The organism is Cytobacillus oceanisediminis (assembly GCF_007830235.1).
GTDB classification, from domain to species: domain Bacteria; phylum Bacillota; class Bacilli; order Bacillales; family Cytobacillaceae; genus Cytobacillus; species Cytobacillus oceanisediminis.
Genome location: NZ_VLKI01000017.1, coordinates 1 through 14566 on the forward strand (window position 1 = coordinate 1; position 14566 = coordinate 14566).

Annotated in this window: 11 protein-coding genes; all 11 read right to left on the minus strand. The window is 41.4% G+C overall.

What is annotated here, in order from left to right; genetic code table 11:
* Positions 1-350 precede the first annotated feature (350 nt).
* The 11 genes from IQ19_RS20730 to IQ19_RS20780 all read right to left on the minus strand — a co-directional run bounded on the left by IQ19_RS20730 (position 351) and on the right by IQ19_RS20780 (position 14535).
* Entirely contained in the window at positions 351-872 is a 522-nt protein-coding gene (locus tag IQ19_RS20730) for an RNA polymerase sigma factor (protein ID WP_242021078.1), read from the minus strand.
* A gap of 34 nt (positions 873-906) precedes the next feature.
* The gene (locus tag IQ19_RS20735) at positions 907-2865 is read right to left on the minus strand and encodes a DUF6449 domain-containing protein (protein ID WP_242021079.1); all 1959 of its coding nucleotides are present in this window, start codon (positions 2863-2865) and stop codon (positions 907-909) included.
* Positions 2840-3736, minus strand: coding sequence for an ABC transporter ATP-binding protein (locus IQ19_RS20740; RefSeq protein WP_144544675.1), 897 nt, complete (start codon positions 3734-3736; stop codon positions 2840-2842). Before IQ19_RS20740 ends, IQ19_RS20735 begins: the two co-directional genes overlap by 26 nt.
* Positions 3720-4118: a GntR family transcriptional regulator gene (locus IQ19_RS20745; protein ID WP_144544677.1), complete on the minus strand. Its 399-nt coding sequence runs from the start codon at positions 4116-4118 to the stop codon at positions 3720-3722. The genes IQ19_RS20740 and IQ19_RS20745 overlap by 17 nt, the downstream gene beginning before the upstream one ends.
* Before the next feature lie 173 nt (positions 4119-4291).
* Positions 4292-6079: an L-lactate permease gene (locus IQ19_RS20750; RefSeq protein ID WP_144544679.1), complete on the minus strand. Its 1788-nt coding sequence runs from the start codon at positions 6077-6079 to the stop codon at positions 4292-4294.
* A gap of 238 nt (positions 6080-6317) precedes the next feature.
* Positions 6318-7094 (minus strand): IclR family transcriptional regulator, encoded by a 777-nt coding sequence (locus IQ19_RS20755; protein WP_144544681.1) that lies wholly within the window; start codon positions 7092-7094, stop codon positions 6318-6320.
* Positions 7095-7161: 67 nt separating this feature from the next.
* Positions 7162-7941 (minus strand): fumarylacetoacetate hydrolase family protein, encoded by a 780-nt coding sequence (locus tag IQ19_RS20760; protein ID WP_144544683.1) that lies wholly within the window; start codon positions 7939-7941, stop codon positions 7162-7164.
* Positions 7942-8019: 78 nt separating this feature from the next.
* On the minus strand, positions 8020-10197 hold the full coding sequence (locus IQ19_RS20765) for a malate synthase G (protein WP_144544685.1): 2178 nt from the start codon (positions 10195-10197) through the stop codon (positions 8020-8022).
* A gap of 198 nt (positions 10198-10395) precedes the next feature.
* A complete protein-coding gene (locus tag IQ19_RS20770) occupies positions 10396-11853 on the minus strand; it encodes an FAD-linked oxidase C-terminal domain-containing protein (protein ID WP_144544687.1) in 1458 nt (485 codons plus the stop codon).
* Positions 11854-13209, minus strand: coding sequence for a (Fe-S)-binding protein (locus IQ19_RS20775; protein WP_144544689.1), 1356 nt, complete (start codon positions 13207-13209; stop codon positions 11854-11856).
* Positions 13210-14535, minus strand: coding sequence for an FAD-binding oxidoreductase (locus IQ19_RS20780; RefSeq protein WP_144544691.1), 1326 nt, complete (start codon positions 14533-14535; stop codon positions 13210-13212).
* Positions 14536-14566 lie beyond the last annotated feature (31 nt).

Sequence of the window (14566 nt, forward strand, 5' to 3'; positions counted from 1 at the left end):
ATTATCCTCTGGAACGATTAGGTCATAGAGTCCCATATAAGGACTTAGCTTGATGGACTGTTGTTTTGGAATCATCGGAACCACCCACTTAACATAGATTACCTTCATTATAAAACAAAGAACGGCAGAATCCCTCACAAAAAGTAAGGGATTCTGCCGTTCTAGTTAGGCTAGGTTAAAAGCTATTAGTTAAGTAGCACTAGGTTGATTGGAGCGGAAGGTGCGAGACTCCTGCGGGAGCAGCGGGACAGGTGAGCCTCCTGGAGCGGAAATCAACCGGCTAATTTAACAAAGGCTATCCTTTAAGGACTTTTTCAGTGGCCTCCTTTTCAGGAGCTGTTTTTTTAAAATCAGGCAGAATACCGATCTCCCAGCATTTCTCTCAACTGTTTTCTGACCCGGAATATTTTTGTTTTAACTGTATTCGGGTTCAGCTGAAGAATGTCGGCAATTTCTCTTTCTTTTAATCCATGATTAACCTTAAGCAGGAACACTCTTTTTTGTTCGGGTGAGAGGGAATCGACATATGCGTATATCTGTTCCTGCAGCATGTTCATTTCTGCTTCCTGCCCAGCATCGAGATGATTTCTTTCCAGACAATTTTCCAAATCGATGCAATCTGCTATTCTCTCATATGTCCTTCTTTCTTTTCGGACAAAATCGATTGCTGTTCTGGTTGCAATCGCCGATAGCCATGCCCCCAATTTTTCCCGATCCTCAATGGTATCTATTTTTTTAAATGCCTTAATGAGTGTTTCCTGCACAACATCCTGTGCAAGATAGTGATCACGGGTAATGCAGTAAGCTATATGAAAGAGCCGTTTATTGTACAGATTGCAAATTTCACTCATATCCACTGAACGTTTAGTCACTCTCATCCCCCTCTCTTTCCAGCTTACCTAACTTCTATTCAAAATGTTTTTTAATGAAGTCTGGCACGTTTTCTCCATTGAAGTTTTTAATATCAATCGCTCTTTGTTCTTCAAAATAGAAGGCAATTAAATATTCTCCATCTATAAAACCTTTTGCGTTTTTAAGACTGGTCTCAATTTGTTCCTTATTGGTCATTTTCATTGCCAGGTTGCTTTGTTTCATATCTTCAAAAATTTCCTCATATGAAAAACCTCTTGCATGATTAATCTCAAGGTCCTCTGCTTTCATAACCAGGGCATATGATATATCGTTACTTGTTACTCTCGCCTCATCAAGCAGCGAGTTTTCCTTAAGCCATTTTTCAAACTTTGTATAGGAAGGATTCCATTGCATGTAGGCTTTCTTGCTGTCGCCATAGAAAACTTCGATATAGGCATACGGCTCAACATGATTTTGGCTGTCTTCATAGGCTGCTGAATCCACTTCTTCAGTCAAAATCTCAACCGCTTCTTTTAGATCATCAGGATCTGTGATCGTAGCCCGCTTATTAACAGGACCGGAAGGAGTAATAGTGATTTTGGTAGTTTCATTAGCTTCGACTTTGTAGATTTCGTTTGTTGCTGTTTTGTATTCATCCGATTCATAGATAAGCTTATAAAATGGTCTGTAATTCGTTTTATCTATTTTGTAATTTCGAACAAGTTTTTCGCCATTTTTCAGTTCATACACGATAAAGGCAGTATCTTGGACATTGGACTGCCTGTGATCAATATTTTTATTTTCAACAATCTCTTTATGAAGCCTTCTGACCATGTCAATATTTTCATATTCTCTTAGATATAAAGGCTCATCCCTATCAATGTCACTATAAAGATAATAACTTTCGCTAATATGGACTCGCTCAATTTCTTTAGCCGCAGGTAGTTTTTTTTCGTATTGGGTAAAGTCAAATTGAAAAAGTATGAACAAAACGGCCATTGCAGCTGTATAAATCATCAGCCCTTTAAGATGGATGGTCACACGCCAGGATTTCTGCAAAACCATTTCTGCAATCACATATCCGATCAACACTCCGAACACATATCCTGCAATAAGCCATCCCATACCGCCTCGCATCTCGCCAAAGTACATTCCACCAAGGAGCATGGTGCAAAATGTGGTTCCAAATTTAAAAATTGGTTTAGTAACCGGAAATACAAGCGCCTGGGAAACAGCCTCCAGCTTCCTCTTTTTATAAACCCACAAACTTAGCCAGTATATGGAGAATATAAGAATGAGATAAACCGCAATCTCGGCTGCTCCAGATGCACGGTAATTGATTTGTGTCAATGAAACCAAAGGAGAAAACTTCTCAAACTTGCTCTCCAAATAATATTGACTCGGATAACCATATAAGTAGAACGGCAAATTAAAAGCCAGCAGAACAATCAGGCCAACTGGAAGCAACAGGATAATGTATGTTAAGGCGCCCTGTACCGCAGATAAACCAGAAACCATTCCTACAAAAACTCCGGACAAGTAGATTAAGATGTTGTACATAAGGGTGATGCCCAGCCATTTAAAAATTTCGCCAATGTTATAGAAATCATTCAAAAAGAACGGCTGATAAAGAATCAGCACGATAATGGCAATGAGTAGAACCGGCAAAATTAAAAGAATAAGTCCAGCAATGGCATATTGATGAAAAATGGCTTCTCTTTTAACAGGAAGGCTATGCATTAAATCACTATATGGTTTCAACTGAAGAAACCGGAATAAAAAGACTGCCATAAGCACTGGTATGCTCATGTTTAGGATAATCTGAATCTGAAAATGATATTGAAACAGATTGTCAATATCTATGAATTTACGCTGTTCCTCTGAAGCGGTCATCAGAATCTCAAGCGGAATGGAAAAAAACAGCCCTAAAAAATAGATAATCGAAACCCAGCCAACACTCCTGGTGATGGTTTTCCAAATTTCTTTATTAACCAAGGATATTCTGGATGGCATATCCAACATCCCCCATTTCATAAATAAAGATTTCTTCCAGCGTAAGGGGAAGCAGATCAAAAATGACAGGTTTAAATTGTTCAACATATGCGGAGATTTCTTCTGCATCCCCCTTTACGATGCAAATCATGATGCTGCCTCTTTTTTCTTTATGCAGTAGTTTCATAGAATCAAAGATGGCAGGTACAGGTCCTTTAAAAGCTACCTGAACTTTATGGGTATCAGATTTGAGATCATCCAAATCTTTTTCCAGAATGATCCGGCCTTTATGCATAATGCCTATGTAATCACATAAATCTTCCACTTCCCTTAAATTATGAGAGGAAATCAAAATGGTCATTTCCCTGTCTGCAACCTCGTCAATGAGAAGGCTTTTAACCTTTTTTCTCATAACGGGATCCAGGCCATCCATTGGTTCATCAAGAATCAGAATTTCTGGCCTCGCGGACAAAGCGAGAATGAATGCAGCTTGTCTCTGGATTCCTTTCGAAAATTTATGAATCTTTTTATGTATATCCATTTCAAAAATAATAGCCAGTTCTTCAAAACGATCTTCATTCCATCCGCTGTATATGCTCTTATAAAACTGTGCCATTTGCTTGACCGTATATTGTGGCAGAAAAAAGGGATTATCCTGGATAAAAAAGATCTTATCCTTAATGGACGTGTTTTCAAAAACCGGCTGGCCATCAATCGTAACTGATCCTTCGTCCTGTAAATAAATGCCGGACAATAGCTTTAAAAGCGTTGTTTTCCCGGCTCCATTGGAACCTAGCAATCCATAAATGGATCCCTTGTTGACATGAATGCTAACCTTTTCGACAGCTTCCAATTCCTCAAAAGATTTCCGTGCATTACTGATTTTGATCACTTTCTATCCCTCCCCCTACGGTTGTTTCTATCTCTTTGATCATCTTGAATAATTCATCGGCTGTGATACCGAGGTACAATGCTTCTGAAATGAGCTTCGAAAGCTCATGTTTCACTTTTACGATTTTTTCACTGTTTTGCTTTAGAGTTGCAGGGCTGACGAAGCTTCCTTTTCCTTTTATTGAATAGATATAGCTTTGGGATTCCAGCTCCCTGTACGCCTTTTGAATGGTATTAGGATTGATCGTCAGCTGCTGGGCCAGCATTCTTACGGAAGGCAGCTGTTCATTAGCTTTTAAAACCTCTGTTATGATCAGCTCTTTTAACCGTTCAACCAATTGTTCATATATGGGCTTCCGGCTCCTTACGTCCAATTCAAACATGCTAACCCTCCCTTCTGTATGCAGTGTACTATGATTCGTAATACAGTTAATACAGTTAGATTATATTACAATGAATTGGAAAAGAAAATAGGGTTTTGGAAAATTTTCTTAATATCTCTTAAATCCATTAAAAAACTGGCTTAGCATAAGAGCTAAGCCAGTTAGAAAAGACCTTATTTAGCAGACTTTACATTAACTGGAGGAGGTAAAATCATGTTGGAGCGTCTGTTGTTTGTTGCGATAATATATACGGCTGCAACGGCTATACCCACCGCAATAAATGATCCCAGGTTAAATATGCCTTTTTGTGAATACCAAACAATCGAGTATCCGACTGAACCTGCTAATAGTGCGTAATAGAAGAATGGGAACAAGGTTTTTCGGATAACAGCTCCTTCTTTACCTACAAGACCAACGACTGCTGATGCTGCAACAACATTATGGACACAGATCATATTTCCTGCTGCCCCGCCAACTGCCTGAAGGGCAACAATCCATGTTGCATCAACACCAATTTGTGATCCAACATCGTACTGGAACAAGGAGAACATCATATTACTTACTGTATTACTTCCGGCAATAAAGGCACCAAGGCCACCAATGAATGTTGAGAATAATGGCCAATAATCACCGGCAAGAGCGGCAACACCATTTGCTAACTCAATTGGCATTTTATCAAAACCTGCTGCACCGCCTCCTGAGTTAAGAAACACTTGAACCATCGGAACGGTAAAAATTAGGGCAGTAGAAGCTGCAATTGTTGTTTTAAAAGATTGACCCCAGGCCCGTTTGTATCCGCTTCCATCCATACCATGTAAAAAATAGGTGATAAGCGATACAAGAATAAATATTGTGCCAGGCAAATATAAAGGCTGGAAGCTGGATGTAATTCCAGAATCAAAGATATTTTCGAACTTAACAGTCCATGATTGCATCCAACCTAAGAAAGGAAGCGTTTTCAATCTTGTCAAAACAAGGAATAATCCTACTAGTACGTACGGAGCCCAGGCTTTAACCATGCTCATATTGCCGCTTTTATGTGCAATATCTTTAATTTCCAGTTTTCCGCTCCACTCAGGATCCCATTTAGACTTTTCTTCAAAGTCCCAAATCTGATCCTTAGCAGGCATGAGGAAACCTTTTTTAGCAGCAGTAACTACCACTGCCAAACCGACTAATCCCCCTACCATTGAAGGGAATTCCGGTCCTAGGACATTTGCAACGATTACATATGGAATTGTCATTGCAAAAGAAGCAAATAAAGCGAATTTCCACACCTTAATTCCTTCTGAGAAGGATTTGTTTTTACCAAAAAATCTTGTCATTAATGCTACAACAAATAAAGGAACCAATGTGCCGGCAATCATATGTAGGATTGCAACCTGGCCGGCAATTTGTGTTACTAGTACGAGAAAATTATCAGTGATGCTTGAGTCAGCTGATAAGCCTGTTTGTACACCTACCAGAATAGGAGTTCCTACAGCACCAAATGAAACTGGTGTACTTTGGATTACCATTCCAGCAACAACAGCAGCCATTGCCGGGAAACCTAATCCTACTAAAAGTGGAACTGCTACAGCTGCAGGTGTACCAAAGCCGGATGCTCCTTCAATAAATGATCCAAACAGCCAAGCAATAATAATTACCTGAATACGCCGGTCAGCAGAAATATCGGTGAATCCCTGGCGGATCGTTTTAATGCCGCCGCTTTCCTGCAAAGTATTGAGAAGTAAAATGGCGCCAAAAATAATGTACAGCAAAGTTCCTGCAACAACAAGGCCATTAATCGAAGCAGCAGCGATATTTGCTCCAGGTACTTTCCAGATAAATAGTGCCAAACCAACTGCCACCAGATATGAAATCGGCATTGCTTTGCTGGCAGGCCATCTCATTCCAACAAGGAACACTGCAACAGCAATAATCGGCAAAAGAGATAGAAAAGCTAAAGTTCCAGTACTCATAAATAACATTTCCTCCTTCTGTTTCGTAATGAAAAACAATAATTGCGATTTGTTGCGGACGACGAAACATTGTTATATAACTATAATTTTTTTGTTATACAACAACAGCTCGACCTATACTTTATTATACAGTCCTTTTTTGTAATTTCAACAATATTAAGAAAATTTAATATATATATTTTTTGAAAAAAAATTAGCCCGATATATCTTTAATAAAAGAAATATCGGGCTAATGCATTTAACTTAAAGGGCTGACATGTCCCAAACGGGCGGAGATAGCTTTTCCTGTTTTAACCATAACTGACTTCAGCGTATTCATCCTATCTTCGGTCATTCTCATAGTAGGACCTGATATACTGACAGCTGCAATCACCTTTCCAAGATGGTCAAAGATAGGAACAGCAATACAGGTAATTCCGTATTCATTTTCCTCCAGATCAAGCGCATACCCCTTTTGCCTAACTTGGCTAAGTTCTTTAAGAAATTCTTCTTTATCAGTAATGGTTTTATCTGTATGGACCGGCATCCCCTTCCGTTCCAGGATATCAAGTACCACACTGGAGGGAAGGTGTGCAAGAATGGCTTTCCCTACAGATGTGCAATGCATAGGAGCCCGTTTTCCAACCTTTGAGTGCATCCTCAATGTCTCATTGCCTTCGAGCTTTTCGATATATACAACCTCTCCCTGATCATATACTACTAAATGTATGACTTCGTTTGTCTCATTTTCAAGCTCTTGCAGAAAAGGCCTTGCTTCCGCTCTCAAATCGATTGATTCAAGAAGTTTAGAGCTGACCTCAAGGAACTTGTAGCCAAGCTTATATTTTCCTGTCTCGCCATCCTGTTCAATATACCCATATTGCACAAGTGTAGACAGGATGCGGTATACGGAACTTTTATTTATGTCTATTTGTTTGGCTATCTCCGTAACACCCAGGCCGCCTTTTTTCATGCTTACCAGCGTGATGATATCAAGTGCCCTGCTTACAGATTTAACCATATTCTCTCTTTCCAAAACGCTCACCTCTGGTGCATAAACCTTTATCTTTTAACATTATAGCATACAAGAAAATGTGAATTGATTAAACAGTTTTTGCACCTTCAAGGGCTGCAGCAAATGTGTTGCGAAGCGTTCCTACTTCTTTAATTTCACACTCAATCACATCGCCGGAACCAACCATCTCCGCTCCGACAGGGCTTCCAGTAAGGATGACATCCCCAGGCTTCAGTGTCATTACATTAGTCAGGTAAGAAATCATTTTGCGGATCGGAATAATCATTAATTCCGTGCTGCTATTCTGCTTTTCTTCCCCGTTTAATTTCGCCTCAACCTTCACTTGGAATGGATCCAGTTCTGTTTCAATAACAGGTCCCAGCGGAGTGAAAGTATCGAATGACTTTCCTACCGTCCAATGCCCGTCACTATGGAAGAATTGCGGTGCCGTCACATCATTTCCTACTGTATAGCCAAAGACATAATCAAGCACATTCGATTCCGGTACATTCTTAGCCTCTTTACCGATAACCACAGCAAGTTCCGATTCAAATTTAACCTGTTCAATGCCCTCCGGAATAACGATTTTTTCCTCTGGACCAATAACTGACGAAACTGGCTTGAAAAAGAATACTGGAATCTCAGGAAGCGATTCCGGTAAATCAGTTTTTGCGGATACATAGTTAGCTCCAATACCAATAACCTGATTTGGTACAAGCGGGGCAAGCTGCTTTACTTCGCTTTTTGAGAAAGAATTTCCTGTATACTCCCATTCCCCAAAAATATCACCTTTAATTTCTTTAACTGTTTCATTTTCAATCACACCTGTATGTACAGCTGAATTAACTTCGAATCTTGTAAATTTCATATTTTTTGCATCTCCCTTCAGCATATTTTTGAAAACAGGGCATTTAACTTATTTTAAATGCCCTGTTCCTTTTGCAGTTTATTGTTTTACAGCATACTTAGCTTTTGCTTCAAGGCGGCGGCGGTGCAGAATCGGCTCTGTATAGCCATTTGGCTGATCATAACCTTCAAATACAAGGTCGCAGGCTGCCTGGAATGCAACTGAGTTATCAAAGTCAGCTGCCAGAGGGCGATAAGCCGGATCTCCTGCATTTTGTTCGTCTACAACTGTTGCCATTTTCTTGAGAGTCTCAAGCACTTGTTCTTTTGTGCAAATGCCATGATGCAGCCAGTTCGCAACATGCTGGCTGGAAATCCTTAGTGTCGCACGGTCTTCCATTAAACCAATATCGTTAATATCTGGAACTTTTGAACAGCCGATACCCTGTTCAACCCAGCGGACAACATATCCAAGAATGCCTTGTGCGTTATTGTCAAGCTCTTGTTGAATTTCTTCCGGGCTCCATTGCGGATTTTCAGCAACCGGAATTTGCAGGATATCATCGCGCAGGTCAGAAATATCCTCCATCAACTTGTTTTGTACTTCCGAAACATCAACCTGATGGTAATGCAAAGCATGCAATGTCGCAGCTGTAGGAGATGGAACCCATGCAGTATTGGCTCCCGCATTCAGATGGCCAATTTTCAGCTCCATCATATCAGCCATCATATCCGGCATTGCCCACATTCCTTTTCCGATTTGGGCACGTCCCTGGAAGCCTGTTGCAAGCCCGGTGTTTACATTGGACTTTTCATAGCCCTTAAGCCATGCAGTTGATTTCATGTCGTTTTTGCGGATCATCGGGCCAGCTTCCATGGATGTATGCATTTCATCGCCAGTGCGATCCAGGAATCCTGTGTTAATAAAAACAATGCGGTCCTTTACTTCACGGATACATGCTTTTAAATTTAAAGAAGTACGGCGTTCCTCATCCATAACACCTATTTTTAATGTATTGCGCTCAAGTCCAAGCAAATCTTCTGTGCGGTCAAACAATTCATTTGCGAAAGCAACCTCTTTTGTACCGTGCATTTTCGGTTTTACAATGTAGATGGAACCTTTTGATGAATTTTGGTAAGGGCCATTTCCAAGGATCGTATGCTTGGAAATTAGGCTTGTTACCACTGTATCAAGGATACCTTCCTGAATTTCATTGCCGCTTGCATCTAAAATAGCGTTGTTAGACATTAAATGTCCCACATTGCGGACGAACATAAGTGAACGCCCTGACAGGGAAAAACCTTGTCCTTCCGGGGATACATACGTACGATCAGGATTTAAAGAACGTGTCATTGTTTTAGTGCCTTTAGCAAATGTTGCAGAAAGATCGCCTTTCATTAATCCAAGCCAATTGCGGTATACAAGAACCTTGTCTTCTGCATCAACTGCCGTTACAGAATCTTCACAGTCCATGATCGTTGTAACAGCTGCTTCGAGAAGTACGTCTTTAACGCCAGCATCATCTGTTTTTCCAATAGGATGGCTTCTGTCAATTTGAATTTCGAAGTGGAGACCATTATTTTTCAAAAGAACTGCTGTTGGATGATCTTCCTCACCCTGATAGCCGGCAAACTTCGCTTCATCTCCCAATCCTTCAGTTTCCCCATTGCTAAGGACAACCGCAAGCTTTCCATCCTCTACCTTGTACTGCACAGCATCTTTATGCGATCCGTTTGTTAATGGCACTGTTTGATCAAGGAATTCTCTGGCAAATGAAATAACTTTTTCACCTCTGACAGGATTATAACCTCCTTCCCGCTGAGCACCATCGTCTTCACTAATGGCATCCGTTCCGTAAAGTGCATCATATAAGCTGCCCCAGCGCGCATTTGCTGCATTGATTGCATAACGTCCATTGTTAACAGGTACAACTAATTGAGGCCCAGCCTGGACAGCCACTTCATCATCCACATTTTCTGTCGTGATCTTGTAATCTTCTGCCTTTGGTTCAAGGTAGCCGATTTCCTCTAAGAATGACTTGTAGCTATTAAAATCGAATTCTTTATTTTCGCGGTGCCAAGTGTTAATTTGATTTTGAATTTCATCACGCTTTGCAAGAAGGGCTTTATTTTTAGGCGTCAAATCGTTTATAAGCGCTTCCAAACCTGACCAGAAATGCTCCTGATCGATTCCGCTTCCCGGAAGAGCTTCAGAATTAATAAATGCGTAGAGTTCACTTGCAACTTGCAGGTTTCCAGATTTCACATAGTTTCCCATTGGTCATTTCCTCCTTAGAATTGCCACTTTGATAACATTTTTACTTGTTCGCTATTACCAAACGCTGTTTCTCTCTATCTCTTAAAAAAATAATAGCATGGTTTTCTTTACCGTTTCAATAATTTTCATGCAATTTGTAATTCTTTTTATTATTCTTAAGCCAGCCTCCTTTCGTTTAAGGGCGGCTGCCAGTTTACTTTATGAAATTGCCTGGGCTTTCATCTCTTTTTTTATCTCAACACAGCGGCTCGGTGTCGGGAAGAGTTTCCCTGCATTCAGCAGATTATGAGGATTAAAAACTTCACGGATTTCCGTCTGGGCTGCAATTTCTTCTTCGGTGAAAACAAATCGCATCTCTTCCCGCTTTTCAATGCCAACACCATGTTCCCCTGTTATTGTTCCGCCAACATCAGCACATACCTTCAGGCATAGGCTGCCAGCTTCAAGCGCTTTCTCAGATTCTCCAGGAACTCGGGCATCAAACAGTACAAGCGGATGAAGATTACCATCACCGGCGTGAAAAATATTCGCGATTCTCAATCCCGACTCATCGCTAATCTCGTTGATTCTGCGCAGCACTTCCGGCAGCTTGCTTCTTGGGATAACTCCATCCTGTACCAGATAATCTGGAGAGATTGCTCCCATGGCGCCAAAGCCTGTCTTTCGATTCGCCCACCATCTTGCCCTTTCTTCTTCATTCCTGGCTGCACGGACTTCACGGACATTCCGCTTTCTGCAAACCTCAAGAATCTGCTCGATTTGTTCATCAATTCCTGCAGCAATTCCATCCACTTCAATGAGAAGGACAGCTTCAATATCCTTCGGGTGTCCAACCGGGAAGGCAGCTGCTTCTACACCTTCAATGGCTGTTTTATCCATCATTTCCAATGCAGCCGGCACGATTCCTGCGGAAATTATATTTGAAACTGCCTGGCTGCCATCCTCGACATGATCAAAATAGGCGAGGACAGTTTGTTTTCCCTCAGGATTCTTAAGAATGCGGACAGTTATTTTAGTAACAATGCCCAGAGTGCCTTCAGAGCCTGTAATGAGTCCAAGGAGATCATAACCAGGTGCATCCGGAATGCCGTCTTTCCCGATTTCGATTATTTCTCCATTCGGCATAACGACCTCAAGACCGAGAATATGGTTTGTGGTTACCCCATACTTCAAACAATGGGCTCCGCCTGCATTTTCAGCAACATTTCCGCCGATTGTACAGCAATATTGGCTTGAAGGATCTGGAGCATAGTAATAGCCTTTGTCTGATATTGAATTTGTCAGTTTCAGGTTAACAAACCCGGGCTCCACAACAGCCCGGCGGTTTTCAAGATCCACACTAATAAGCTTTTTCATCCGTACCATGCTGATAATGACTTCCTCATTCAACGGTATGGCGCCTCCGCTTAGTCCTGTTCCTGCCCCCCTTGCAAGGAAAGGCAGATCATTTTCTGAACAGTACTTTACCACTTCAGCAACTTCCTGGCTGTTCTTCGGAAAAACGACTGCTTTTGGCAAATGCTTGTGAATGGTAAAACCGTCACAGTCATACGCAAGCAGATCTTCCTTTTGATAAAGAATGGAGCGGGCGCCGCCAACAATATTAGCCAAATTCAAGATATGTTTATCCTTTGATTTAATATTCTTTCCCCTCATTTATTCCCCCTCCTTCATGCAGTCTTCCTTTTTATATGCCCAGTCAAGAAGCTGTACGGTATGAACGATTTTCTGGTTCCGCCCGTATTTTTGAACACCCATCGCCATTTGAAGCATACAGCCGGGATTGCCCATTGATATCATCTCTACATCATCAGGTACATTTTCCATTTTGCTCTCTAGAACAGCATCGGCCATCTCTGGATTGGTTATATTATAGATTCCAGCACTTCCGCAGCAGCGGTCTGAGTTTGGCATTTGGACCATATCTACTCCAGGGATATCCAAGAGGATGTCTCTCGGCTGCTGGCGGATTCCCTGTCCATGTGCAAGGTGGCAGGCATCATGGTAAGTAATTCTTGTATTTATTTCAGCTTTTGGCTTTTCATAACCTGTATCATGAAGATGTTTCGAAATATCCTCTACCTTATCTGAAAACTCCTCTGCTTTCACATGCATTTCTGGATCTTCCTTGAATAATTCGGCATATTCCTTCATCATGCAGCCGCATCCTGCTGCATTGACGATCACTTTATCGAAATCCTTGAATGCTTCCATATTCTGCTTTGCCAGTTTCCTTCCCATCTCGCGGTCACCTGCATGGACATGAAGTGCTCCGCAGCAGGTTTGATTTTGAGGAATGACAACATCATTTCCATTTCTGGTGAGTACATTTATGGTTGATTCATTGATATCGCTGAACATAACATCCATTACACATCCCGTTAACATGGCAACTTCTTGCTTGGTTTCACCTTTAGCTTTAATCACCTTTACATCTTTATATTTCTTTTTAACAGGCTCTTTCACTTCCGGCATGATTGATTCCATAACAACAAGATGCTGAGGCATGATATTAATCAGCTTCGTCTTACGCACCACTTTTTGCATGCCGCTTTTTTGATAAAACCTTAATAGGCCTCCAAGGGTGTTCAAGCGATTTTGATGAGGAAATAAGTCATGAAGGAAAAACTTGCTCACTGCTCCCTTTACCCCTGTTAACGGCATAGCCTGGCGGATCTGCCCACGTGCTTCCTCAATCAAACCGCCTACATCAACATCTGCAGGACAAGCCGTTGTACAGGCACGGCAATCAAGGCATTGAAATACAGGATCCATGAATTGCTCATTCACTTGAAGCTTCCCTTCAGCCACTGATTTAATCAGATGGACACGTCCCCTTGGCGAATGCTGCTCCTGTCCTGTCTGCTCATAGGTTGGGCAGGATTCCAGGCACATTCCGCAATGGACACAGTCTGCCCATTTCTTTTCATCGGGCGGATCGCTCCATAGATAGTTCCCCAATCCTGACGTACATGGTGGATCTTGTTTTAAATCGAGTTCCCGGACACTCACTTAAATCCCTCCTACAAACCTGTTTGGGTTCAATGTTTTATGTGGATCCACTTTTGTTTTAATTCCTTGCAGCAGAAACAAGTACGATGGATTCCTTCCCCATACATTTACTTCTTTTCGAAGTTCTAATGGCAAGTGCTTTACAATGGCGTGTCCGCCAGCCTTCTCAGCAATCTCTCTCACTTTCTTAGCAGCAGAGGCTACATCGTCAGCAGCGCCTCTAATGGATACCTGACTCAATCCATGGCCCAAGCCTCCGTGTGACTCTACCGTAACGTTAAACATATCTTTAAGAAGCTCAGATTCCTTTAAAACATGCAGCACATTCAAGTTAACCGTACCAACCTTCAAGCAAGCTTCTGTTTCAGCCGGCAATTCTTCAGCTGTCCCATTTGGGCTATGCTGGTAAAATCGCTTCCAGAAGAAATCCGCTTCTTCCTTTGAATTTACAGTCAATTTTGCATTTTCCGGCAAAATATTTTGGATAAACTCTTCCTGGTATTGTACAGAACTTTCTACATCTTCAAAGCTCATCGCAAGAGTATAAAAGTTTATTCCGGTAAGCTTATCTGAAAGCGCGGGGTTTAATAGTTCCATCGTTACTGGCTCAATCATGGAATCCAGCACTTTAACGGCAAATGTTCTTATTTCCTTCAGGTTTCCTTGCGGGAACGATACGAGAACCAGGCTTTCACTTTTCGGCAGCGGTCTTAGCTTTAATGTAATCTCGGTGACAACACCAAGTGTTCCCATTGATCCGATAAATAGCTTATTCATATCGTAACCGGCAACATTTTTAACGACTCTTCCGCCAGACCGGATAACTTTGCCATCGGGATATACTGTCCTTAATCCAATAACTGCATCACGTGCGGATCCATACCCCAATCTTTTGGGTCCGCTTTCATTTGCAGCAATCACTCCGCCAATTGTACACCGTTCCGGCCAGAATGGGTCAAGTGAGATCTTTTGATTATGCTTTGCCAGATAATCCTGGAGTTCTTTAAAAGGAGTTCCAGATTTTACAGTTAATGTCATATCGCCAGGCGTATGTTCCACGATTCCTGTAAACCTTTCAAGAGAAAGCAGAATATCTGCCTTTTCATTAAGGCCTCCAAATCCCCGCTTTGTTCCGCCACCCATTATGTTAATCTTCAAACCATTTGAATTGGCATATTCTAATACTGCTGAAATATCTTCTTCAGATTCAGGATAAACTTTTAGATGTCCTGAGTTCCCAAAAGGATGGGAATCTTTTTCACCTGCTAGCATTTGATCTTCCCTAAGGATTGTTTTTAACTCGCTCATCGATTCTGATGCAATCAAAACAAACACCACCTAACGTTTCGTAATAACA

Coding starts and splice junctions, on each gene's coding strand:
- IQ19_RS20735 (WP_242021079.1), bottom strand. CDS start 2,865: ATGCCATCCAGAATATCCTTGGTTAATAAAGAAATTTGGAAAACCATC.
- IQ19_RS20765 (WP_144544685.1), bottom strand. CDS start 10,197: ATGGGAAACTATGTGAAATCTGGAAACCTGCAAGTTGCAAGTGAACTC.
- IQ19_RS20745 (WP_144544677.1), bottom strand. CDS start 4,118: ATGTTTGAATTGGACGTAAGGAGCCGGAAGCCCATATATGAACAATTG.
- IQ19_RS20760 (WP_144544683.1), bottom strand. CDS start 7,941: ATGAAATTTACAAGATTCGAAGTTAATTCAGCTGTACATACAGGTGTG.
- IQ19_RS20750 (WP_144544679.1), bottom strand. CDS start 6,079: ATGAGTACTGGAACTTTAGCTTTTCTATCTCTTTTGCCGATTATTGCT.
- IQ19_RS20770 (WP_144544687.1), bottom strand. CDS start 11,853: ATGAGGGGAAAGAATATTAAATCAAAGGATAAACATATCTTGAATTTG.